Origin of the sequence: Pseudoalteromonas sp. CH_XMU1449-3 (assembly GCF_037027245.1) — a bacterium.
In the GTDB taxonomy this organism is placed as follows: Bacteria; Pseudomonadota; Gammaproteobacteria; order Enterobacterales; family Alteromonadaceae; genus Pseudoalteromonas; species Pseudoalteromonas shioyasakiensis.
On record NZ_JAYMDY010000006.1, the window covers coordinates 199,709 to 224,574 of the forward strand.

The 24,866-nt window shown below is 43.4% G+C and carries 20 protein-coding genes; 14 read left to right on the top strand and 6 right to left on the bottom strand.

The genetic code is table 11. From position 1 onward, the window contains the following. Positions 1-19 precede the first annotated feature (19 nt). Genes WA256_RS09870 through WA256_RS09880 form a run of 3 tightly spaced genes read left to right on the top strand, consistent with a single transcriptional unit; the run spans position 20 to position 3,097 of the window. The gene (locus WA256_RS09870; protein WP_055020517.1) at positions 20-898 is read left to right on the top strand and encodes an acyltransferase; all 879 of its coding nucleotides are present in this window, start codon (positions 20-22) and stop codon (positions 896-898) included. A 28-nt stretch (positions 899-926) separates the two neighbouring features. Further along, positions 927-1,850, top strand: a complete 924-nt coding sequence (locus tag WA256_RS09875) for an acetyltransferase (RefSeq protein ID WP_062564805.1) — start codon at positions 927-929, stop codon at positions 1,848-1,850. Beyond that, complete coding sequence (locus WA256_RS09880) at positions 1,847-3,097, top strand: mechanosensitive ion channel family protein (RefSeq protein WP_058586162.1); 1,251 nt, start codon at positions 1,847-1,849, stop codon at positions 3,095-3,097. The genes WA256_RS09875 and WA256_RS09880 overlap by 4 nt, the downstream gene beginning before the upstream one ends. Here WA256_RS09880 and chrA read toward each other — a convergent pair. Then, the gene (gene chrA, locus WA256_RS09885; protein WP_335990906.1) at positions 3,094-4,230 is read right to left on the bottom strand and encodes a chromate efflux transporter; all 1,137 of its coding nucleotides are present in this window, start codon (positions 4,228-4,230) and stop codon (positions 3,094-3,096) included. The two genes, WA256_RS09880 and chrA, sit on opposite strands and share 4 nt — an antisense overlap. A gap of 33 nt (positions 4,231-4,263) precedes the next feature. Between chrA and WA256_RS09890 the strand changes: the two genes are divergently transcribed. Continuing rightward, complete coding sequence (locus WA256_RS09890) at positions 4,264-5,133, top strand: substrate-binding periplasmic protein (RefSeq protein ID WP_335990908.1); 870 nt, start codon at positions 4,264-4,266, stop codon at positions 5,131-5,133. Between the two features lie 80 nt (positions 5,134-5,213). After that, a complete protein-coding gene (locus tag WA256_RS09895; RefSeq protein ID WP_054562840.1) occupies positions 5,214-5,846 on the top strand; it encodes an OmpA family protein in 633 nt (210 codons plus the stop codon). 61 nt (positions 5,847-5,907) lie between these two features. Here the strand turns inward: WA256_RS09895 and WA256_RS09900 are convergent, their stop codons facing one another. Further along, positions 5,908-7,680, bottom strand: coding sequence for an ABC transporter transmembrane domain-containing protein (locus WA256_RS09900; protein WP_335990911.1), 1,773 nt, complete (start codon positions 7,678-7,680; stop codon positions 5,908-5,910). Between the two features lie 77 nt (positions 7,681-7,757). Here WA256_RS09900 and WA256_RS09905 point away from each other — a divergent pair, with 77 nt between their 5' ends. From WA256_RS09905 to WA256_RS09930, 6 genes are all read left to right on the top strand, one after another. Next, complete coding sequence (locus tag WA256_RS09905) at positions 7,758-8,162, top strand: DUF3224 domain-containing protein (RefSeq protein WP_335990913.1); 405 nt, start codon at positions 7,758-7,760, stop codon at positions 8,160-8,162. Between the two features lies 1 nt (position 8,163). Next, positions 8,164-8,343 carry a DUF4177 domain-containing protein gene (locus tag WA256_RS09910; RefSeq protein ID WP_054554414.1) on the top strand — a complete coding sequence of 60 codons (180 nt, stop codon included), beginning with the start codon at positions 8,164-8,166 and terminating at the stop codon, positions 8,341-8,343. Next, entirely contained in the window at positions 8,343-8,960 is a 618-nt protein-coding gene (locus WA256_RS09915) for a LysE family translocator (protein ID WP_062564810.1), read from the top strand. The genes WA256_RS09910 and WA256_RS09915 overlap by 1 nt, the downstream gene beginning before the upstream one ends. Before the next feature lie 187 nt (positions 8,961-9,147). Next, the gene (locus WA256_RS09920; RefSeq protein ID WP_239963179.1) at positions 9,148-12,042 is read left to right on the top strand and encodes a TonB-dependent receptor; all 2,895 of its coding nucleotides are present in this window, start codon (positions 9,148-9,150) and stop codon (positions 12,040-12,042) included. A 22-nt stretch (positions 12,043-12,064) separates the two neighbouring features. Further along, positions 12,065-16,381: an alpha-1,6-glucosidase domain-containing protein gene (locus WA256_RS09925; RefSeq protein ID WP_335990918.1), complete on the top strand. Its 4,317-nt coding sequence runs from the start codon at positions 12,065-12,067 to the stop codon at positions 16,379-16,381. A 99-nt stretch (positions 16,382-16,480) separates the two neighbouring features. Further along, positions 16,481-17,023: a PH domain-containing protein gene (locus WA256_RS09930; RefSeq protein WP_335990980.1), complete on the top strand. Its 543-nt coding sequence runs from the start codon at positions 16,481-16,483 to the stop codon at positions 17,021-17,023. On the opposite strand, the gene WA256_RS09935 is transcribed toward WA256_RS09930, so the two are convergent. The 3 genes from WA256_RS09935 to WA256_RS09945 form a co-directional block, all read right to left on the bottom strand. Then, positions 17,020-18,810: an alkaline phosphatase D family protein gene (locus tag WA256_RS09935; RefSeq protein WP_335990920.1), complete on the bottom strand. Its 1,791-nt coding sequence runs from the start codon at positions 18,808-18,810 to the stop codon at positions 17,020-17,022. The two genes, WA256_RS09930 and WA256_RS09935, sit on opposite strands and share 4 nt — an antisense overlap. Positions 18,811-18,872: 62 nt before the next feature. Further along, on the bottom strand, positions 18,873-19,217 hold the full coding sequence (locus tag WA256_RS09940; protein WP_335990922.1) for a rhodanese-like domain-containing protein: 345 nt from the start codon (positions 19,215-19,217) through the stop codon (positions 18,873-18,875). Position 19,218: 1 nt separating this feature from the next. Beyond that, positions 19,219-19,407: a YgaP family membrane protein gene (locus tag WA256_RS09945; protein ID WP_054562832.1), complete on the bottom strand. Its 189-nt coding sequence runs from the start codon at positions 19,405-19,407 to the stop codon at positions 19,219-19,221. Positions 19,408-19,540: 133 nt separating this feature from the next. On the opposite strand from WA256_RS09945, the gene WA256_RS09950 reads away from it, so the two are divergent. From WA256_RS09950 to WA256_RS09960, 3 genes are read left to right on the top strand one after another with little or no spacing between them, the layout of a single operon-like run. Beyond that, positions 19,541-19,846: an ArsR/SmtB family transcription factor gene (locus WA256_RS09950; RefSeq protein WP_335990925.1), complete on the top strand. Its 306-nt coding sequence runs from the start codon at positions 19,541-19,543 to the stop codon at positions 19,844-19,846. A 3-nt stretch (positions 19,847-19,849) separates the two neighbouring features. After that, complete coding sequence (locus WA256_RS09955) at positions 19,850-23,137, top strand: efflux RND transporter permease subunit (RefSeq protein ID WP_130167413.1); 3,288 nt, start codon at positions 19,850-19,852, stop codon at positions 23,135-23,137. Then, positions 23,127-24,188, top strand: a complete 1,062-nt coding sequence (locus WA256_RS09960; RefSeq protein ID WP_062564817.1) for an efflux RND transporter periplasmic adaptor subunit — start codon at positions 23,127-23,129, stop codon at positions 24,186-24,188. Before WA256_RS09955 ends, WA256_RS09960 begins: the two co-directional genes overlap by 11 nt. On the opposite strand, the gene WA256_RS09965 is transcribed toward WA256_RS09960, so the two are convergent. Beyond that, positions 24,181-24,858, bottom strand: coding sequence for a nitroreductase family protein (locus WA256_RS09965; RefSeq protein ID WP_055198623.1), 678 nt, complete (start codon positions 24,856-24,858; stop codon positions 24,181-24,183). The genes WA256_RS09960 and WA256_RS09965 overlap by 8 nt on opposite strands. Positions 24,859-24,866 lie beyond the last annotated feature (8 nt).

Here is a 24,866-nt window from a genome sequence, read left to right on the forward strand (position 1 = left end):
ATTAAAGGAATAAGTAGTAATGTCCATGATCCGTTGTGTGTTCAGTTTTATATTTTACACCCTCAATACACTTTTTTGGTTTGTGCCCATCTTTATTTGTGGCGTGATTAAACTGATCCCAATTAAACCTCTACAAAAAGCAATGAGTTGGATAGCTAAGCAATGCGCCACTATGTGGGTGAGTTGCAACAGCATCAATCAAAACATATTTGCTTCATATAAGCTAAACGTGACAGGTCTTGAGCAACTAAAAGCGAAAGACTGGTACTTGGTGATCGCAAATCATCAAAGCTGGGTAGATATCGTTGTAATGCAACGCGTGTTTAATCGCCGCATACCGTTTTTAAACTTTTTCTTGAAAAAAGAGCTTATCTACGTTCCTTTTTTAGGTCTTGCTTGGTGGGCATTGGATTTCCCATTTATGACTCGCACGAGTAAAGCGCAGTTAAAGAAAAACCCTAAATTGCGTGGTAAAGACTTAGAAACAACGCGCAAAGCTTGTGAAAAATTCAAAGAAATGCCAGTAAGTATCGTTAACTTTGTTGAAGGTACGCGTTTTACACCGCAAAAGCACTCGCGCCAAAATAGTCCTTTTGAGCACTTATTAAAGCCAAAAGCGGGTGGTGTTGCGTTTGTTATGCAAGCAATGGGTGAGCAAATTTCCAAAGTGGTCAATGTCACTATTCATTACCCTGGTGGTATTCCTAGCTTTGTAGACTTTGCCAGTGGTCGTGTAAAAGAAGTCGAAGTGCGAGTAGAAGTGATGGAAGTAAGCCCTAATTTAATCGGTGATTATACCGGTGATGCTGAGTTTAGAGTTAACTTTCAAGCTGAATTAAACCGCATTTGGAATGAAAAAAACCAGCAGCTAGCCGAGTTAGAAGCAAAAACGCAGTAGTATTGCTAACGCAGTCGAGAGCACACTTATGTTAAAGAAATTTTTACCAAATTGGTTAACAGGCGTTCTAGTTAGCATTGTCTTGTTTGCTAATGTAATCATTTGGGGCACGCTTGTGCTGCTGTTTGGTGTGCTTAAATTAATACTGCCATTTAAAGTGGTTAGCGACATTCTTCATGTGGCTTATCGCGGTTGGTGTAAAGGTAACCGCTTAGCTTTGTGGTTAGGTTGCCCGACAATCGATATTGATATTAAAGGCAAAGTCAGTACAGATGGTTGGTACTTACTTATCTCTAATCATATGAGTTGGCTAGACATTGTTGTTCTAAGTGCGATTGATGTTTTACCCGCGCCAAAGTTCTTTTTAAAAGATGAGCTGAAGTATGTGCCATTCATTGGTACCGGCGCGTGGGCCATGGGCATGCCTTTTATGAAACGTGTTAGCAAAGCGCAGCTGACAAAAAATCCTAAGCTGAAAGGACTCGATGTAGAGCGTACTAAGCGCAGTTGCCGCGACTTTCGTAATCACCCAACAACGATAATTAACTTTGTTGAAGGCACGCGCTTTACGTGCCAAAAACACAAAAAGCAAAATAGTCCGTTTACTTATCTTTTAAAACCTAAAGCGGGCGGTATTGCATTTGCCCTTGAGGTGTTAGGCGAACAGTTTGATGCATTATTAAATACCTCGATTATTTACCAAGGCGAGGGCGATCATATTTGCCGTAACCTGATGCGTGGCCGCCTTAATGTGATCAAAGTTGAAATGCACGTACAAGCAATTAGTGCAGAGATGATTGGTGATTATCAGCATGACCGCGCATTTAGAACGGCTTTTCAACAACATATTAATGAGTTATGGTTGCAAAAAGACGCTCAGCTACTAACTTATCATCAAGCCCAACAAGCTGAGTACCTTGCCAACATCAATAAAGAGGTTGAAGCACCATGAAGCAAACTCACCTGCAAGAGCTGGTGATGCCTTGGTTTGAATCAATGCCAGATGCGGCGCTGTTAAGTGCATTAACGGCTACAGCGATTGGCGTTGGCTCATTACTATTAATTTATATGTTTACCCGTCGACTGCTGCTGCCGGGTATTCAAAAGGTTGTTACACGCCTGTCTCCAGAGCGCATTGGTGCGCTTACTCCAATGCTCAATAAACTGAATCGTCGTTTTGCGGGTATATTGTGCTGTGTACTGTATTTGGCAACCTTTGATTATGTTTACCCAGTTCATGATGTTGCTGCGTTGGTTTTGAAAACCGTAGGCCAAGTGGCATTGATCATTTATGGTGGCTTCATTTTAAGTAGTGTGGTGAGCATTGCTGGTGGCATTTATAACCAACTTGATTTTGCCCGTGATATTCCGATTCAGGGTTTGATCCAAGTTGTAAAACTTATCACTTTTATGGTTTGCGCCATTCTCATTGTGAGTATTTTGCTAGAGAAGTCGCCAACTTATATTTTGTCTGGCTTTGGTGCGATAGCGGCGGTGACCTTACTCGTATTTAAAGATACCATTTTGGGATTTGTCGCCAGTATTCAAATTGCAGCTAACCGATTAGTGACTTATGGTGACTGGATCCAAGTGGATAGCTATGGCGCGGATGGCGAGGTTATCGACCTTGGCTTAAATACGGTAAAAGTACGTAACTGGGATAACACTATCACAACGATTCCGACTTATATGCTGGTTGCTGGGTCATTTAAAAACTGGCGTGGCATGCAAGAGTCGGGTGGTCGTCGTATCAAGCGTGCTTTAAACATTGATATGAACAGTATTCGTTTGGTTGATGATGCGTTTCGAGAGCAAATTGATGCTGCTATTCCACTTAACGACTATATTCGCGTTTCAAGCTTGCCCGATCCGGTGACAAACCTTGGTTTGTTTCGTCGTTATGCTGAAGGTTACTTAAAACAACATGAAAAAATTAATCGTGATTTGACCTTAATGGTGCGTGAGCTACAACCGATGAATCACGGCTTACCTATTGAGTTTTACTGCTTTAGTGAAGATAAGCGCTGGATTTCATACGAGCACTTGCAAGCAGAGATCATGGATCACCTGCTTGCTGTGTTGCCAATCTTTGGACTCAGGCCATATCAAAGTGTTACTGGGCAGTTAAGTACAAGCGAAGCTCAAACAGGGCTAAAACCAAGTATCAAGGTCGCTAACCCTGTGCGCGAAAAAACTTAAAACTGACTAACTAGCACGCTCAGTGCAATAAAACCTAACAATAGCCACCAAATAGGTGGCTTTGCCATTCTTAGCCACGTAAATGCCACAATGACTAAAGCTACTTGCCACAGGTTTTGCACTGCCGATTGCCAAATAGGTGAATAAACGGCGGCAGCTAAAAAGCCCACAACAGCGGCATTTAGCGCTGCAATACTGCCCGCAAAGCGAGGCTTATCAGCCAGCTGTAGCCAGCTTTTCATAAAGGCTAACATCAATAAAAAGCCCGGCAAGAAAATCATGATGGTCGCAACAATCGCACCTAAAAGTGGCGTATTTGGCGACACTTGTGCGCCTAGGTATGTGGCGATAGTGAACATCGGTCCAGGTATGGCCTGAGCACTGGCATAAGCAGATAAAAACTGCTCGGTTTCAAGGCTCGGCACGCCAGCTTGTAAAATAGGTAACACAACGTGGCCGCCACCAAAGACCATAGCGCCAGTTTGGTAAAATGGGGCAAACAAAGAAAACCCTTCGCCTAAAGGCAAAAAGCTAATTAGTAACAAGACGGTAAATAAACAAAGCGGTAACCAAGCAATTTTCACAGGTTTATGTTCTTGGTTCTCTGGCAGTTTAAGCTGAGGATAAAACCAACCTATGGCCGCAGCCGCAATCAGTACTAAAATTTGACTCGATAACTGTGAGAAAACAATCAGTGCAATCGTGCTCAATACCGCGATAAGCTTGTGTAATTGGTTTTTGCAAAAGCTCATTGCCATGCTGTAGGTCGCATCGGCAACAATCACCACAGCAAAGAGTTTAAGCCCAGCAATGACCGCAAAGTAAATATCACCAAACTGGTGAGCGCTAAGAGCCAAAAAGAACATAATTAAAAATGAGGGCAGGGTAAAGCCAACAAATGCACACAGGCCTCCCAGTACTCCTCCTTTTTCAACCCCCATGGCAAAGCTAACTTGGCTTGAACCAGGGCCTGGTAATGCTTGGCTTAGGCTAATCAATTGTGCATAGCGCTCAGCAGTGAGCCATTTTAAATTATCAACAAAGTGGCGCTTGAAATAACCAAGATGTGCCGCAGGACCACCAAAGCTCATACAGCCTAATAAAAAGAATTGTTTAAAGATGATAAATAACATTACTTTTACCGTTACAGGGTGATTGTTTCTATTATGACAAAATTGTATGACATTTTTGTGGTTTTTATGACACAAGGCCGTCTACAATATAGAGAACGAGTGAACGTAGTTATGAGTATCACTATGAAACGCTATATTATCAGTTTATTGTTATTACTATGCAGCAGCTTTGCATTTGCAACCTCTTTTGAGAAAGTTGTGGTGGCTGTTGATCATGCGCCTCCTTATGGCATGGTCTCTGAAGATGGTAGAGTCAGTGGCGCAATAGTGGATATTATGCGTGAAATACAGCGTACCTTGCCTATCAAGCTTGAGTATGTCGCTTGCCCGTTTTCTCGTTGTTTAAAAATGCTCGAGCAAAATGAGCTAGATGTAATGGGCGGGCTTATTCGCACAGAAGCGCGTGAGCAAAAAATGCAGTTTCTTACTCCACCATACATGATGCTGTCATCTTCTTTTGTGTTTTATGCCAGAGCCGATAGCGAGCTTAAAATAAACAATTATCAAGACCTAGTCGGTAAGCGTATTGCGGTAATGCGAGGTGCTGCGCACTTTCCTCGTTTCGATAATGATAAAACACTCACCAAAGTCGAAGCCTTAAGCGAACATAATGCGTTTGACATGTTACTAAAAGACCGTGTTGAACTGGTAATTGCTGTTGAAACCACTGCTGATCACGCCTCAGTATTTTTGCAGCGACCTTCACAAGAAATTGTAAAAATGCCTTATCGCTATAAAGATGTTATTTATGGTCACATTGCCCTTAGTAAGCAGTTTGCAAGCTCGGGTTTAGCCGAAAAAATTCAAGACCGCCTCAATACGTTAGTCCTCAATGGCCGTTTAACAGAATTGGTCAAAAGTTATAACTTACCTCCAGTTACTGCTGTAGCAATCGATAAGTAACCCATTCTTCATAGTTTGTTCATAGACGTTCATTCATAATTGTTAACAATTCAATTCGAATAATTGCCATGGAGAGACACATGACTTTTACAAAATCAGTTTTAACAGTGGGCGTATTAGCCGTTCTATTAACAGGTTGTGAGACAACGAATACAGGTAAAGGCGCTGCGATTGGTGCTGCTACAGGTGCAGTACTAGGTAAAGCAACTGGCGACCACGACGATAAACGTATCTTCATTGGTGCGGCTATTGGTGCATTAGCAGGTGCAGCCGTTGGCGATTATATGGATAAGCAAGAAGAAGCATTTCGCGATGAACTAGCAGGTTCAGGTGTTGAAGTGGTTCGTGAAGGCGACAATATTCGTTTAGTGATGCCATCAAATATTACCTTTGCAACTGACCAATCTTATATTTCGTCTGGCTTTCATAGCACCCTAGATGCGATTGCTAAGGTAATGAACAAATACGAAAAAACCTACTTAAGCGTTGAAGGTCATACCGACAGCACAGGTAAAGATAGCTACAACATGACGTTATCTCAACAACGTGCGCAAAGCGTAAAAGATTACTTAGTTAATCATCAGATTATGTCTGCGCGTATCAGCACGCGAGGCTATGGTGAAACACGTCCTGTGGCGAGCAATGACTCAGCAAATGGTCGAGCTTTAAACCGCCGCGTAGAAATTCAGATCGTACCGAATACACAAGGTTAGATTTTATATCTAGATTTGTGGTCAGGTTTGATATGCCCTTTCAAACCTGACATTTCCCTTCTTAATCTCGATTAAACTGTAATTCGCACAATTGTTTATACAATGGGTTAGTCTCAAACAATTGCTGATGCGTACCCGTTGCAATAATTTCTCCTTTATCCATCACGACAATCACATCGGCGTGTTTAACTGTGGCTAAACGATGGGCAATAATCAGTGTTGTTCTGTCTTTCATTAGATGCTCAAGGGCAGCTTGTACATGAAACTCACTTTGTGCGTCGAGTGCACTGGTTGCTTCATCAAGCAATAAAATGGCAGGGTCTTTTAATATTGCGCGCGCTAGTACTATACGTTGTTTTTGCCCACCTGAGAGCCTAACACCTTGCTCCCCTAAAAAGCTGTGGTAACCATCAGGGAGTTGCTTAATAAACTCATCGGCATGGGCATATTTAGCCGCAGCATATACTTGCTCGTCGCTGGCGCTTGGGTTGCCATAGCGAATGTTATGCATTACGTCTGAGCTAAATAAAATTGGGTTTTGTGCCACCATCCCCATTTGCTGGCGCAAGCAATCAAGAGATAGTGCTTTAATGTTTATTCCTGCTAGCGAAATACTCCCATAGCTAGGGTCGTAAAAGCGCTGCAGTAACTCAAACAATGTTGTTTTACCAGCCCCTGATGGGCCAACGATGGCAACAGTTTGCCCTTGTTTTACTTGTAAATTTAGCGCATTTAAAGCGGCTTTATCTGGCCTTGAAGGGTAATGAAAAGACACATCATTAAACTGAATAGCAGGGTGATTAAGCTTATTTTCCTCAAGTTGTGCATCATGATTTGTATCTGGACTTTTGATCATGCTTTCAACGGCGAGTAGCTCTAATAATCGTGCAGCTGCACCTGCTGCTCTTTGCAGCTCACCATACACTTCGGCAACGGTTGCTACAGACATCGCCACCATAATCGCATAAAACACAAAAGCACCTAGCTCACCACCTGTCATGGTGCCAGCTAATACGTCGCTGCCACCGACCCACAGCATCACGCTAATGGCACTAAAGGTCAAAAATATAACCGCTGCAATCAAAAACGAGCGCTGTTTGATTCGGCTCTTCGCTACTTGAAATGCTTTGTTGGTTTCTTCGCTAAATGCTGCTTTTTCACGCTCTTCATGACTATAACTTTGCACGACTTTGATATTTTGAATGATCTCACCGGCATAGGTGCTGATATCGGCAATGGCATCTTGGCTTGAGCTTGCCAGTTTTCTTACTTTTCGGCCAAAAATCATCATCGGCAGTAATACCACTGGCACGCAGGCAACAACCACAAGGGTTAGCTTTAGGTTGGTTATAAGTAGCATAGCCAAGCCACCAATCAGCATTAAGCTACTGCGTAATGCCATCGAAAAAGAGGAACCAATGATAGATTGCAACAAGGTGGTATCGGTGGTTAGTCGCGACATCAGTTCGCCGCTGCGGTTTTCTTCAAAGTAGCTTGGGTGTAATGTAACGATGCGATCAAACACGGCTTTACGGATATCGTTACTGACTCGCTCACCAATCCACGACATTAAATAAAAGCGACAAAAAGTACCTACAGCCAATAAGCTTATTAAACCAATCAACACCATCACCGCTTGTTGAAGCTGAGCTTGCGAGCCTGCAATAAAGCCATGGTCGATAACAAATTTAACGCCTTGTCCGAGTGATAAGTTAACACCGGCCGTAAGCAACAAGGCGCCAAGGGCTGCAAACACCACCCATTTGTAGGGTTTTATAAAAGCTAAAATCGGTAACAGGCTACTAAATGCGGCCTTTTCTTTATTGTTAGACATGCTAGATTCTTGTTGGTGAATAGGGTATAGATATGGTTATCAATGCTCTAAAAATCAACAGTTATTAAGGGATTAGTATGGAATTTACAACGATCAGTGGTCAATTCACCGTAAAATTAAACCCAATTGGTGGCTATGCCACAGGTAAAGATGGCGTAAATTTAGGACGCATGTCGATTGATAAACAGTTTTCAGGTCCATTAGAGGCAACAAGCCAAGGCGAAATGCTCAGTGCCATGACTGCAACTCAGGGCAGTGCAGGTTATGTAGCGATTGAACAGGTCGTCGGTAGCTTAGAAGGTAAGCAAGGCAGTTTTGTGCTGCAACATTTTGGCACTATGGATAAGGGGACTGATCGATTGATTTTAGAAGTGGTGCCTGACTCTGGCGCAGGAGAGCTTGAAGGTCTTTCTGGTAAAATGGCAATTCGAATTGAATCGGGTATTCATCATTATGACTTTGAATACCAACTGATGGACTAACATGCAAAAAGTAGTTGAGTTTAAAAAGAAGCGCTTTTTCGGCGGTATCGATATTGATGCATTAAATCAACGGGTGTTCGAATTAGGTCAAGCTGGCTGGCAAGTGAAAACAATCACCACTGCCACTGGTGTTTATGGTCAGATAACATCCGTTTTATTACTAATTGAGAATAACGAATAATGACACTAACTGAGTGGTTGAGTTTAGTTTTAATTTGCGTGATGGGGGCAATGTCGCCGGGGCCGAGTTTAGCAGTGGTTTTAAAACACAGTTTACATGGCGGTATGAAGAACGGCATGTTAGCGGCGTTGAGCCACGGTATTGGGGTTGGCTTTTATGCATGTGCCTCGTTACTAGGTTTAGGTGCGCTTATGACTCAGTTACCAACGCTTTATCAAGTGCTGGTCTATGGTGGTGCAGCCTATCTCGCATATTTGGGTATTCGTATTCTGTTAGCTAAACCCAGCTCGCAAACACTGAATGTTGAGCAGACTAAGCCGAGCCCTCGCAGCGCGCTGCAAGATGGCTTTGCTATTGCCTTTTTAAACCCAAAACTTGCGGTGTTCTTTTTAGCGTTGTTTTCGCAATTTATTGACCCTGAGAACCTGACTTTGCAAGTTGGTTTAATCATGTGTTTAACGGTATTTGTGCTTGATACGGGCTGGTATCTACTTGTTGCACTGTTAACCGAAATATCAAAAAAGCGTTTTGGTTTTACCAAGACAAATCCATGGCTCGAAAAATTGCTAGGGGTGATCTTTATTGCCTTAGCTGTTCGCGTTGTTATTACCCTATAAATCCCTCTATGTTGCGATTACATCACGAATAAAAAAGGGTTGTGATCGCTGCTCTCCCCAGCAACTTCCTATTGCATACGTATTCATCACACAATATTTACCTTTTGGTTACACTTTATTGGTTGTTTTTTGACAACAACAATAACCACAAATACAACACCTCCAACGACAACAGGGTGGAAATCCAATGGGGAAATTCAAGCTAAGTGCGCTTATGCTGGCTTTAGTGGCAGCAAATAGTGCAATAGCGGCGACGGAAGAAGAACGCACATCAGCAAAGGAAATCGATCCTGAGCTAGAAGTAATCGAAGTGCGCGGCTTTAGTCGCAGCTTAATTCAATCATTAAATCAAAAACGCTTTAGCGACACTGTCTCTGAGCAACTATCAGCTGATGACTTAGGGGCATTACCTGATGTGTCTATGGCAGATGCATTAACACGTCTACCGGGGATCTCGGCGGTACGTACCGGTGGCCAAGCTGCCGAAATCAACATTCGCGGTTTATCTGGTGGATTTGTTTTTTCGACATTAAATGGTCGAGAGCAAGTATCTACTAGTGGTAGTCGCAGTATTGAGTTTGACCAATACCCGTCTGAGTTAATCAGCTCAGCGGCGGTTTATAAGTCGCCTAAGGCATCGCTCATTGAAGGGGGCGTCGCGGGTACAGTCGAGCTACAAACAGCCAGCCCATTGGATAATGACCAGCAACACAAATTTACTGCGAATGTGCGTGGTATGTATAACGACCGTGCTTCAGAGGTATTTGATGCGACCGAATATGGCGACCGTATTAGCTTTTCTTACCAAGGCAAGTTTCTTGACGATACGCTAGGTGTCGCAGTGGGTTACGCGCGCTTATTCCAACCAAGTGTGGCGACGCAATTTATCGGTTTAGCATATAACGGTAATAAAGACGTTGATGGGCTAGCAAATGATACCGATGGCCCTGCTGATAATCCTGCTAATGAATACATCAGTGAAGGGTTTGAGCTTCAGCACTTAGGTGGTGAAGAAACCCGTAATGGTTATTTAACCTCAATTGAATGGGTGCCAACCGATAACTTTAAACTAAAAGGTGATGCGTTTTTATCTCGTTTTGATAGCGAATCATTTGCCCGTGGTTTTCGGGTTAAGTTTGGTGGTCCGTCTGCGGTGTATGCTAACCCTGTGCTTGACGGTAATGCGGTGATTGGTGGTGCAATTAACCGCACATCAAATAGCTTTACCCGTGTTGAAATCGTTAATGATGATAACCAAGACTTTGATGAAGTAGACAGCTATGGCATTAATGCCGATTGGCAAGTTACTGAGCGTTTAAACGTCAATGCTGACGTGTCGCTTTCACGTGCTAAGAGTAATTTCCGCAATGGTTTACTTTGGGCATTGGTAGCAGAAGATGCCACTGTTGAGAACCCTGTGTTCGATACCAATGTATCGCTTAACTATCAATTGAACGGCTTAAACTTGCCTGATGTAGGTTTTAACCAAGCCGACGCATTTAGCGATATTGACCGAGTTATGGTCAGTAAATACGGTATTTACCCGTATGAAAATGAAGATGAAGTAAAAGCATTTCGACTCGATTTTAAGTATGAGTTAGAGAATAACTGGTTTAGCTCCATTGAATTTGGCGCTCGTTATTCAGACCGTGAGTACAGCAATAATCGCTCTGTATTTGAATACGGTAACGATGGTGCATTTTCTTCGACTCAACCACCGCTTCGTCTTACCGATGACATGACCACCGTGGTTGATTGGCAAGGTGAGTTTAGTTATTTCCCATCATATTTAGCGATCGATTTAGATAAAGCACTCAACGCATGGTTTCCTGATGGGACTCCGCAGCCAGTACAGACCTGGGGTAACGCCGATGGTGTTGTGGATTTAGATGGTGATGGTGAGCCAGATGCGCAAGGCTATACCACTAATTACTCATGGACCATGTTACAAAGTGGCTCAGTGTATGAAGAAGTAGTGTCAGCCTATCTTATGCTTAACATTGATACTGAAATTGGCACTCTACCCGTTACAGGTAATATTGGTATTCGCCGAGTAGATACCGATCAGTCAGCGACGGTACTCGAAAACGTCGGTGGCGATCCGCAACTCGGTGCGCAGTATATTGTTGATGACAATGGCATTGTTAACGACCTATATGCACCAAGCGTGTTAGGCATTAAATATACAGACTACCTGCCTTCATTAAACCTGAACTTTAAAGTGAGTGACGCGACACAAATTCGTTTTGCTGCGGCAAAAGTGATGGCGCGTGCTCCGATTAACCGTTTAGCGGGCGATGCCAGTGCATCGGTTAACAATGACGGCGAAATTAACGGTTCAAGTACCAATAACCCATTCTTAAAACCTTTCTATGCTGATCAATACGATATCTCCTACGAGCAATACTTTGAAGACACCGATGGTGCGCTGGTTGTTGCTGCGTTTTATAAGAATATCGACTCATTCATAGATACGGTAGCCATAGAGAACTTTGACTTTAAAGGTAATGGTTTTAACGTACCAGAATACATTGTTGACCCTGTCAGCGGTGAGCAAATCGAAACCACGAATGGGGTGTACACAACTGCGGTTAACAATGCCAAAGGCGGTTATATTCGTGGTATTGAGCTTGCCTATACGCAAGTTTTCTCTTTCTTACCCTCGCCGTTTGAAGGTTTAGGCATAAACGCCAGTTACTCATATACCGAGAGTGAGGTGCAATCTATTACCGATTTAGGTGGTGATTCTGTGTCGCAAGACTTGCCTGGCCTTTCAAACAATGTCTTTAACGGCACACTTTTTTACAGCTATGAAAACTTTGAAACACGTTTGAATGTGCGTTATCGCGATGATTTCGTTTCAGAGCAAGTTGCTGTCAATGAGCAAGTGGTGAATTTTGATGCGGAAACGGTTGTCGATTTCCAAACGTCGTATCAGTTCACAGATTCATTCGGCATGTTATTACAAGTGAATAACTTAACCGATGAACCAACACAAAGCTACTTTGGAACAACCAGTAAAACAGGCACCACGCAATTCTTTGGTCGTCAGTTTTATCTAGGTTTTACCTATAACCATTGATCAGTAAGCTGGAGATAATAATATGAAAATAATAGCTAATTTTAGCCGCTTACTGATTGCATGTAGCATGGTATTGCTAACTGCATGTGGTGGTGGCGCTAGTAACGATATAGATTCTGGGCAAGTTTTATTGACCTGTAGTGTCCCGCAAGTTCCCAATGAAGCGGGGACTGAGTGTGTAGATCCTCCGCCGATTAGTTGTCCGGCACCAACGGTACCCGATGAGAATAATGAAAGCTGCGTGGTAGGCGCTGATCCCACTTTGCCTGATCCTGTAGTTTTCCCTGCAGATGACGAAGCCATCTTATTCTATAACCGCACCAGTGATGATGCCTACGAAGGTTATCGATTACACTCATGGAATAACGATGACTGCGATGCGTACGCAGCGCCGTTTGATGCCACTGATTGGGCCAATGGGCATGAATACGATGGTATTGACCCTAACTATGGCGCGTACTGGATTGTAAAATTAAAAGAAGGTTACAACGAGTGTGCTAACTTCATCGTGCATATTGGTACCGAAGGGTCTGGCAAAGCGTTTGGTGATGTTGATTTAAAAATGCCATTGATGCAGGACGATGAAAAGTTCCAACGAATGAACTTTACTATTCATGGTGAACCATCAGTATTTGAATATCCAATTGTTAGCTTAGGTGAGCGCCCGGTGAGTATTTCTGGTGCTTCAGCGCATTGGATTGATTTATCTACTGTGATTTACCAGCCAAGTAATGAGCTGACAAGCATCATTAAATTACACTCATCAAACAGTGCAGATTTAGCTGTCGATGAAGATACTGGTGAGTTAAATGGTCAAGTGGTTGAGCTTACATCGACATCTTTGAGCGATGAACAAATCGCTAAAGTGCCGCACCTTGCTGGATGGAATGCATACCAAGGTAACTGGGATGCAGCCGCTGCAAAAGAGCTTATTAAACAACAACTGGTTGTGGCAGGCTATGATGCTGATGGCAAGCTAACAGAAGCCACTTATGTGCAAGCCGCTAAAGCCCTCGATGACTTATACACCAGTGGCGAAAGTGATGCTAATGAAGCACAACTAGGTGTGCATTACGCCAATAATGGCATTGATGTGTCGGTATGGGCTCCAACGGCAAGCAATATGAAATTAGCGCTGTATGATGCTGATAAAACAGAGCTTGAACAACTTGTGATGACCTTTGATAGCGCAACGGGTATTTGGTCTAGCAATGTCGATATCAGTCATGATCGCCATTACTACCGCTTTATGTTTGATGTTTATCATCCGACGACTAAGCAAATTGAAAGCTTATGGAGCACAGATCCTTATTCATTAAATGTTTCAACCAATGGTCTATATAGCCAACTGATCAACCTTGATGATGAAGATACTAAACCAACCGGCTGGGATGAGCGTATGGTGCCAACGGTTGATTACCCTGAGCAAGCGGTCATTTACGAAGGCCATGTGCGTGATTTTAGTGTACGTGATGAAACCGTCAGTGAAGCAAACCGTGGTAAGTATCTTGCGTTTACTGAGCTTGATAGCGCACCAATGCAACATCTCAAAAAGCTGGCAGATAATGGCTTAACCCATTTCCATTTACTACCACTGACAGATATTGGCACCATTGATGAAGATGCCAGTCAGCGTGTTGATATTACTGCAACCTTAGGTGATTTATGTAGCCGCATTGGCGATGATGCCGATGCATGTAAAACCGAAGACAAGAGCGCTTTAATTGTTGATTTAATGGCGTCATATCTACCGGGTTCTGATGATGCTCAAGCACTTGCTAATGCAATGCGTGGTGTTGATAGCTTTAACTGGGGTTATGATCCGCATCATTTTATTGCACCTGAAGGCTCTTACGCTTCATCGCCTGAAGGTATTGCACGAGTTAAAGAAACGCGTGCGATGATCCAGTCTTTACAAGAAATTGGTTTACGTGTCGTGCTTGATGTTGTTTACAACCACACGACCTCATCAGGTGTTTGGGATAAATCAGTGTTCGATAAACTGGTACCAGGTTATTACCACAGATACAACGAAACCTCTGGTGATATTGAGCGTTCAACCTGTTGTGAAAATACCGCTACTGAGCATGTCATGATGGATAAGTTTGTTGCTGATTCTATGGTGATTCTAGCCCGTGATTTTGGTTACGATAGCTTCCGCTTTGATGTGATGGGGCATATGCCAAAAGCATCAATTATGACCGCGCTTAGTGCAGTACAAGCGGTTGACCCTGATACCTACTTTTACGGTGAAGGGTGGAACTTTGGTGAAGTCGCAGATAACCGTTTATTTGTGCAAGCTAAACAAATGGATATGGCTGGCACTGAAGTAGGCACCTTTAATGACCGTATCCGTGAGGCAATTCGCGGTGGTGCATTCTTTAGTAATAATGCCACAGATGGCAATTTATCTGAGCAAGATACGTTACGTTTATCACTGGCAGGTAACTTACAAAACTACATTCTTAAAGACTTTAAAGGTAATTCAGCAAAAGGCAGCAGCTTTAGCTGGAGTGGTCAGCCTGCGGCTTATGCACTCGATCCGGCTGACAGCATTAACTATGTCTCTAAGCATGATAACGAAACACTATGGGATCAGCTGCAATATAAACATGGCACTAACTTAAGTATTGAAGAGCGTGTGCGTGTTCATAATATGGCTTTAGCTATGCCGTTAATGAGTCAAGGTATTCCATTTATGCAAATGGGTGCCGATCTGCTGCGTTCTAAATCAATGGATCGTAACAGCTATGATTCTGGTGATTGGTTCAACTTTGTTGATTTCAGTATGGATACCAATAACTGGAATGTAGGCCTACCTCCTGCGCAAGATAACCAAGCGAAGTGGAGCGAAATTGCGCCTATTTCAGCAAATCCTAATGCACAAGCGATGGCAAGCGACATTGAGTACGCAAGTAATGTATTTACTGAATTCTTAGCAATTCGTAGTGCCAGCCCATTATTTAGTTTAACCACAGAGCAAGACATCTTAGACCGCGTTGGCTTCCACAATATTGGTAAGCGTCAACAGCAAGGCTTAGTCGTGATGAGTATCGATGATGGTGTTGGTTTGACTGATCTAGATAGCCAATACGATGCCATTGTCGTGGTGATGAACGGCACTGAGCAAAGCTTATCGCATACGGTATCAACGGCTGCGGGTTTTGAGCTTCACCCTGTTTTAAAAGCGAGTGTTGACTCAAGTATGTCCGCAGCAAGCTTTATGGCTGGTGAAGGCGAAGGTACCTTTAATGTTCCGCCATATACTGTTGCTGTGTTTGTTAAACCACAAGGTGATGCACAAGGTGAAGGCTTAAGTGCCGATGCGACTGTGGGTGCGCCAGATATTGTGCCATTTGGTAGCACAACAGTTTATGTTCGTGGCTCGTTAAATGACTGGGGTACGACAAATAGCTTTGAATATGTAGGTAATGGCGAGTACAAAATTGCCATTCCTCTAACAGCAGGTAGCTATGAATTTAAAGTGGCTTCTGAAGATTGGTCTACCGTTGATTTTGGTGCGCTTTCTGCCGATGTTGCTGAAGTGATCGAAGGTGAAGATGAGCCGCTGACACGCAGTGGTGCCAATATGACCTTTACGGCGGCAATGGATGCTGTTTATGTATTCTCATTCGATGCCACAGACACCGAAAACCCAGTACTTAAGATCTATAATGAAGAGCCATTTGTTGGTACGCCAATTTATGTACGCGGTAGCTTAAACGATTGGGGTACCAGTGATGAGTTGATGTATCAAGGTAAAGGTGTTTATACCTTCACTAAACAGTTAACTGCGGGTAGCTATGAGTTTAAAGTGGCCTCTGAAGATTGGAACACGGTGGATTATGGTTCAGGTGAAAGTAGTGCAGCAGTTACAGTGGGTACTGAAAAACTACTCGCAGTAAAAGGCGCAAATATGACAATGGATATTGCAAGTGATGGTCAATATCAGTTTGTCTTTGATGCCAGTAACCTTGAAGAACCACTTATGACTGTATTCAATGCAGAAATGTTTGGCGAAACTCAAGTGTACTTACGTGGTAGTGTAAATGATTGGAGCACAGATAACCCACTGATTTATGCTGGTGATGCGATGTACAGTACCACCATGACATTAGAAGCCGATGACTATGAGTTTAAAGTCGCTTCTGAAGACTGGAATACGGTGGATTACGGTGGCAGTGGTGATGCCCCTGTTGCTGTGCTTGGCGAAGCGGCTTTACTAGAAGCGGTTGGCGCCAATATCGCCCTTAGTATTGCAGCTGCTGGCGATTATCGTTTTACAGTGCAAGGACCTGATCTGAGTAAATTAACAGTGACGGTTGAAGCAGTGGAATAGCTTTCCCTGCAGTACCCTTAAGCCGGGCTTTTGCTCGGCTTTTTTTGTATTTAATGAAAAGTTTGTATATTGTCATAACTACTTATCAAGGAGCCTATGATGACAGAAACCAGTTTATTGAGTGCCAGCTTTGATCCAAAAGTAAAACAGTATTGGTTATTACTGGGTATTTTTACCTGTGTGATTAGTATGGTAGGTATCCCTTTCATTCCCATTGTTGCGTTAATAATCTGGCTGGTGGCAGGGCGTATTTTAGCGGCGATGTCAGCCACGTTGCTAACGCGTAAGTTAGTGGTAAAACGCGGTGTATTCTTTAAAGAAGAAAAATCGATCCCACTTGAAAAAATAACCGATGTGGCACTTAGCCAAGGTCCTTTAATGCGTCAATTTGGCCTTTATCGACTGAGTTTTGAAACGGCAGGTCAATCAGGACAAGGTGCATTGGTATCATTGCTCGGAGTGGTTGATGCTGAGAAGTTTCGTGAAGCAATCTTAAAACAAAAAGATCAAATGACTCAAAGCAGCAATACTAAACCTGAGCATCAACCTGAAGATACTCAGTTAGAGCTGCTGCGATCACTTACTTATAGCGTAAAAAACATTGAGCAAATGTTAGTTACGCTATTAGATGAAAAGCGTTAAGCCATTTGTAAAGTAGAGCTACCAGCTTGTACGCTGAGCGCTTTTTTACGCTCGTTAAGCAGTGTGTAATCGGCTGTTTTAACGCTACTTACATAATGCCACTGGGCAAGCGCTTGCTGTTGAGTAAAGGTGACCGTTAAGTAACCGCGTTCAACTAAGTTGTTGTAGGCTAAGTCGTTAACCAGTAATGCAATAACTTGCTCAATTTGTGCGACAGCCTCACTCGATTGCGTATTTAACGCTAAGTAGTTCTCAAGACCAGGAGAAGAAACCGAAGATGTTGCAAACTCAACACCAGCTGCAGCGTTAGCAGAAACAGGGTTACTTGCATCAGTGACTAATTGTCCTGCCCAGCTGTTATGCGTGTCACCCGCTAAAACCACCAAGTTCTTTTGTGCAGAAATTGCAGTCCCAAGTATTACCTCTCTTTCATAAGCATAGCCATCCCATGCATCAAGATTATAAGGCGCTGTTGTTTCTACGCGTGCTCGCTGCTCACTAGTAACTGTTGGATCACCAGCTAATACGCGCCCTTTAATTTGCGCAAGCTCACTAAATAAGGTATTTGCTTGAGCAAGTAATGCAGATGGATCAGCACCGTTTGCTTGAGTCACTTGAATATTCACTAGTAACTGTAAAATCTCGAATGGCAAATGCATTTTGGTCATCAGCACTTGTTGCCCAAGTACTTGCCATTGTGTTGTTGCTGTCGTTAAACCATCAGTCAGCCATGTAAGTTGCTCGTTACCTAATAGAGCACGAGTAGGTGAGCTAATTGCTGCAACAAAGTCAGTTTGTCCTTGGCTGCTGGTTAAGTCGAAATCCGCATAATTAACTTGCTCGTCGCGAGCTAAAACACGGGTATCGAGCATGTGTAATGAAACTAAATTACCAAACTCAAAGCGTCGATAAATACGTTCTTTATCGGCAACATTGCGGATAGGCATCCATTCAAAGTAGGCTTGTAACGCATGCATTTTGCGCTCGCTAAATTCACCTTCGCCGTCGTTGTGATTTTCAGCGCCACTATGCCATGTATCATTAGTTATTTCATGGTCGTCCCAAACAGTAATAAATGCACAATGACTATGGGCAGCTTGCAAGTTATCGTCTTTACGATAATGGGCGTAACGTTTGCGATAATCCGCTAAAGAAATGATTTCATCGCTATTGTCATCAGGTAATAAACGGCCAAGTTCGGCGGCATCTTCAGTGGCATAACCTGTATTACCATATTCATAGATGTAGTCACCTAAGTGCAGTACTGCATCTAAATCGGTTTGTTTTGCGATTTCACCATATACATGGAAGTAGCCTGCAGGATAGTTAGCGCAAGAGACAACGGCAAATTTTACTTGTTCTATGTTGTCGGTTGGAAGCGTTTTACCTGCTCCAGTAGGTGAGGTTTTACCATTACTTATGAAGCGGTAGTAATAGGTAGTGTTGGCATCGAGACCTTGCAGATCAACTTTTAAGGTGAAGTCGGTTGCATCGCTTACCTGTGTTTCGCCATCATGGCTAATGGTTGTAAAGTTAGCATCTGTTGAGGCTTGCCAAACAACGTTAACACTCGTGACGTTTTCAAGTGGAGTTATGCGAGTCCAAATAATGAGACTGTCAGCGAGCGGGTCGCCACTGGCAACACCGTGATCAAAGCTGACAGGGATTTGCTTTGTGGTTTCGTCATCATCGTCATTAAGACTACAGCCCGTTAAACCAAAAGATAAAACGGCGGCTCCAAAACCAGCCGCCGATGCTTTTAAAAAGCGTCTGCGCGTAAAAGTCATTGCTCTGTACCTATAAGTAGAAAAGTACGAGCTTATCCGACCAGTGTTACTGTTCTATGAAGTTAAAACACCTGACAAATTTGTTCGGCATTACAGGTGATTACAGTGACATTTTCGTAGCCAACACGAGTCAGAGCTTCGGCACTGAGTGTGGCACGGGCACTACTTGCACAGTGTAAGTAAATAGGCCTTGTAGGGTCTTTTTCAATTTCCATTAATTTCATTTCAAGTACACCACGTGGGATATTAATTGCACCTGTTGCTGCTTTAGTTGCGTGCTCAGCAGGTTCTCGTACGTCTATTAATAAACCGTGGTTTTCGCTTAATTCTTGTTTTGCTTGGTCAGCGCTAATACGGCGCTGGTTTGGGGCAATAATTTTCATTAAGTCAGGAATTGGGGTCAGCATACTAATCCTCCATGCCAAGTTTGCGTAAAATGGTGATCATTGGGCACCACTTAGTGAATGCCGATTGAATTAAGTTTAGAGCAATAAATACCGTAAACCAAATCCACAGCGGACTGTGAAACTGTTGTAGCAACAATGAAATACAGATCATTACACCAGCAATTAGGCGAAGCGCGTCATTTAGTTTCATAATAAGACCTCGATAACAGAGTGATGTATTTAATATATTAGATAATTCTACATTAGTAAATTCTAATATTAGACTTTTCTAATATATCAATCTATACTTTAGCGGTATTTTAAGAATATAGAGTAGTGTGATTATGAACATCGATTTTGCGGCTATGGCCGACAATGTGGAACAAGCAGAGCAAATGCTAAAGATATTGGCGAATAAAAATCGCTTGATGATCTTATGTTCGCTGCAAGATGGTGAAATGAGCGTGAGCGAATTAAATGAAGCAGTGCCATTGGCGCAGTCAGCATTATCGCAACACTTAGCGGCGCTGAGAAAAGCTCGGATAGTTGCTACTCGACGCGAAAGCCAAACTATTTATTACCGCGTAGTGGATGAAAACGTGGTATCAATCCTAGCGACCTTACATGGCTTATTTTGCAAAGGTAATTAAGCAATGAATGCTATCGATAATGCAGTAAAAAACAGCTTGAGCGGCCGACTCCCTGTCATTATTTTTATTATGTCGGTGCTGCTTGGCCTAATGGCACTAAAGCAAACACCCCGTGAAGAAGAACCGCAAATTGTGGTTCCTATGCTTGATATATATGTGGCAGCGCCAAACGTCGAAGCGCCAGAAGTAGCTAGGCTGGTAACTGAACCATTGGAGAAGTTATTAGCGCAATTGACGGGCGTTGAGCATATTTACTCGACTACACAAAGTAATGCTGCTGTTGTCACTCTTCGCTTTGAAGTTGGTCACGACCGTGAGCAAGCCATCCTCGACACTTACGCTAAACTCTATAGCTATCAACACACGATGGCGTCAGTGATCAGCTCATGGCAAATACGTCCGGTTGAAGTGAACGATGTACCCATTGTGATGCTGGGCTTATTTAGTAAAGATCCAAAACTTTACGATGATTACCAACTAACTCGCTTTGCTAACGAAATCGCTAACAGTTTACAGCGCATCGAAAATACCAGCGAAGTGAAAGTGATTGCAGGTAGAACTCGTCAATTAACGATTAACCTTGATGCAAGTGCCCTTGCTGCACATCAAACAACCCTAACTGATGTGTATTATGCGCTTAGCGTATCTAACCAATTAGTGAATGTGGGCAGCGTTGTTGAGGGTAAGCAGCAAATCGCCTTACAAGTGGGTGATGTTTTACGCTCTCAATCTGCGATTGAACGGCTTGTTGTCAATGTGGTTAATGGTAAGAGTGTTTACCTAAGTGATGTGGCCCAGGTGAGTGATGGGCCAAGCGAAGCACAAAGTTATCAATGGTTGGCTCAATCAGATAATCAGCAACAACTTCCTTTAGTCACAATTAGTGTCGCTAAACAAGCAGGTACCAATGCGGTAGCTGTAGCCAATGAAGTGCACAGCATGATGGATAGCTTATCGGCTAATCTACTACCAGATGAACTGGGCTACACCGTACTGCGTGACTATGGCCAAACCGCGAATGAAAAAGTAAATAACCTTACATCGAGCTTAGTGTTTGCGGTATTTACCGTGGTTATTTTTGTTGGCGTATTTTTAGGTTGGCGACCAGCGATTGTTGTGGGGCTAGCGGTACCTATTTGCTACGGCATCACCCTGACACTTGATTTTGCCTTTGGCTATACGATTAACCGAGTCACGCTGTTTGCATTAATACTTTCTTTAGGTTTATTGGTTGATGATCCCATTACTGGGATAGACAACATAAGTCGCTTTTTAACAAAAAAAGGCGATAAAAAACAACGCATAGTTGATGCCATGAGCGAAATTCGTGTGGCGCTGTTTATGTCTACATTGACCATTATGGTGGCATTTATCCCACTTGCATTTATCACCGGCATGATGGGGCCGTATATGGCACCGATGGCATTCAATGTACCGGTCAGTGTGATGGTTTCAACCATAGTGGCATTTTTTGTCACGCCATGGTTAGCCATGAAATTACTTAAAGCGCCAGTCGATGACAGCATGCAACTAGAAGCTAATCCCCATAGCTTATACGAGCGCATATTGTCACCATTACTTGAGTCTAAAGGCCGCGCCAAACTCGTTCTATGGACCACATTAGCCTTGTTTGTCGCCAGTGCCATGCTACCCGTAATGCGTGCAGTACCTCTAAAGCTATTACCGTTTGATAATAAAAACGAGTTGCAAGTTTTAATTGATATGCCAGAAGGCACAAGCCTTGAGCAAACCGCCGCTTTTACTCGACAAGTACAAACCATCACTTGGCAATTAAATGAAGTAAGCGAGGCGGCAGCCTACGTTGGTCAGCCATCAAGCATGGACTTTAATGGTATGGTGCGTGGTTATTATCGACGTGAAGCTGCTAATTTAGCTGAGCTCAGAGTATTACTGCTTGATAAAACTGAGCGTGATCATCAATCTCATGGCGTGGTCATGCGCTTGCGTGCCGCATTAGCGCCACTGGCAACCGATGGCATTGTAATTAAAGTGGTTGAAGTACCACCTGGTCCGCCGGTTTTAAGTACCTTAGTGGCCGAAGTTTACAGTGAGCCATTTGTTGATACAGACACTCACTATCAAGCAGCCCTTGCCGTTGCAGCAAGATTAAAGCAAGAGCCGCATGTGGTTGAGGTTGATACCAGTATTGCTGCCAATGCGCCGTTACAACGTTTTGTTACTGATAAAAGTAAAGCGTCATTGTCGGCGGTCTCTACGCAAGATATTGCCCAGACCTTAGCCATTGCCTCGCATGGGCAAAATGCTGGGGTGTTATATGTTAGCGGCGAAACAGATCCTGTCGATATAAAACTGCAACTGCCATATCAAGACCGTAACCAATTTGCTCAATTGCTGGCATTACAAGTTCGTGGTGATAGGGAGCTTGCAAAAACCAGTGACGAATTTGGGCTGCAAAGTGCACCGCGTCCGCTGGTGGCGCTATCTGAGTTAGGTGAATTTCAGCATCAAGAGGTTGCTAAGCCAATTATGCGTAAAGATCAGCGTAATGTTGTGTATGTTATGGCTGAGCTAAATGGCCGTACACCCGCTGAAATTATTGCTGACGTCAATGCCGACTTAGGCATCAGCGCTGACGAATTTAGCCAAACAGATTGGCAAAGTAGGCACTTTTTCAACAATGGTGGTAGCCAAGCTTGGCAATTACCTGCTGGCACTGACGTGACCTTTAGTGGTGAAGGTGAATGGCGAATTACCATTGATGTATTCAGAGATATGGGTATTGCCTTTGCGTTTGCGCTCACTGCAATTTTCATCATCTTACGCATTCAAACACACTCTGCGAGTTTGTCACTGATCATCATGTCGGCTATTCCATTAACCGTAATAGGGATCATGCCGGGCTTTTGGCTATTAAATCAATTTGGAGAGCGCAGTATTGCTGGTGCTCCAGAGCCGGTGCTATTCACCGCAACAGCCATGATAGGCATGATTGCACTTGCCGGTATTGTGGTTCGTAACTCACTTATTTTAGTTGAGTTTATAAATCAAGCTCGCGGCCAAGGTATGGCAATTAAACAGGCTTTAATCGCCGCAGGCACCGTGCGTATGCGCCCTGTGTTACTCACAGCGGGAACCACCTTATTAGGTAACTTGGTGATCACCCTAGATCCGGTATTTAGCGGTCTAGCGATCGCAATTATTTTTGGTATTGTGGCATCAACATTGTTCTCATTATTTGTTGTGCCGCTGGTTTATTATTTAGTGTTTGCAAAGGATGCAGCCAAAGAGGAACAAGCTCATGCAGGGTAAATCGAAACTTATTGGTTCAATCATCGCGTTATCAGTGATTATTGTGGCGGTACTTTACATGGCGGGCAGTTTTTCTGATAAGCAAGCCGCAGGCATGAAAAACCCATCAGCAAATGATTACACTGGTCAGTTAGTGACTGTGACACTGGCAGATATTGCACGTGATGAAGTTGTACCGGGCACCGTGATTGCAAAACAAAATACGCAAATCTCTTCTCGTGTAATGGCACAAGTTGAGCGTTTAAATGTACGCGCTGGCGATACTGTAAAACAAGGTGACGTGCTAATTACCTTGCAGCAAGATGACTTTAAAGCAGGACTTGCTCAAAGCGAAGCACAAATAAATGCAATTAATGCCTCGCTGACTCAAGCTGAGAAACAACTAAAGCGTATTAACGACTTATACAAGCAAGGCTTGGTATCTGTTAGCGAATACGACGATGCAAAAGCAAGGTTCGATAACTTAACAGCGAACCTAGCAATTGCTAAGCAGCAGCAAACACAAGCGCAAGTTGCATTGAGTTTTACGCAAATTAAAGCGCCGATTTCAGGTGTCGTGGTTGAACGTTTTGCAGAGCCTGGCGATACCGCAACTCCTGGCACGCCATTACTCGCACTTTATAACCCACAGCAATTGCAATTAGCATTTAATGTCAGAGAACAACAAGCAATTAAGTTGAATGTTGGGCAAACTCTAACGGTTAAACTACCTGCTTTATCTACGTCAATGCCTGCCACAGTGACAGAAATTGTGCCTGTTGCTGATAGTGCTGCGCGTAGTATGGAAATCCGTTTAGAAACAGATGCGCAAACTGGGTTAATGCCTGGGCTTTATGCGCAATTACAATTACCGCTCGCCACTGAAAAAGGGGTGTTGATTGAATCAAGCTGGGTGCACCAATATGGCCAATTGAGTATGGTCTATTTACTTGAAAATAATCAGATAGTGCGCCGCTATGTGCGGCTTGGCGAAATGGTCAATGGCCAGCAGCACATCGTTTCAGGTTTAAACCCGGGTGATGTGCTGGCTGTTGATTTTAAAGCTAAATAAAGGTCGCTATTTCGTCTAGCGACTTTTTCACTAAGGCATGCTCAGGGATGGTTGCATCTGTTCCTGGGTAGCCTGCAATTAGCAGCATGTAAGGGCGCTCATTATCTTTATCGCGGCCGCAAATTTCGGTTAAAAAGCTCATTGGCTTTGGTGTATGCGTAAGGGTTGCAAGGCCAGCTCTGTGTAGTGCTTGAATTAAAAAGCCGGTTGCTAGGCCAACAGATTCATGAACATAGTAATTGGTATTTTTGTCATCGGCAGAAATACCGCCTTTCTTTTGACTAAACACGGCAATTAGCCAAGGCGCATGCTCAAGGTAGGGCTTACTGGCATCTGTGCCAAGTGGTTTTAAGGCATCTAACCATTCTTCACCTGCGCGACCTTCATAAAATGAGCGCTCTAGTTTTTCAGCGGCTTCTCGAATTTGTTTTTTCACATCGCTGCTGTGTATTGCTACAAAGTGCCAAGGTTGATGATTGGCACCGCTCGGTGCAGTGCCAGCCGCTCTAATACAGGTTTCGATTATTTCTTTTGGCACTGGGCGGTCGCTAAAGCTGCGAATACTGTGGCGACGCTGACTCACGGCTAAAAACTCTTCGGCGCGTTTTAGCATCTCGTCATGAGGGTACTCAATAAAGTCGTTGAGTGGCTGATTTTTGTGTTCTTGCATGGCTTTTC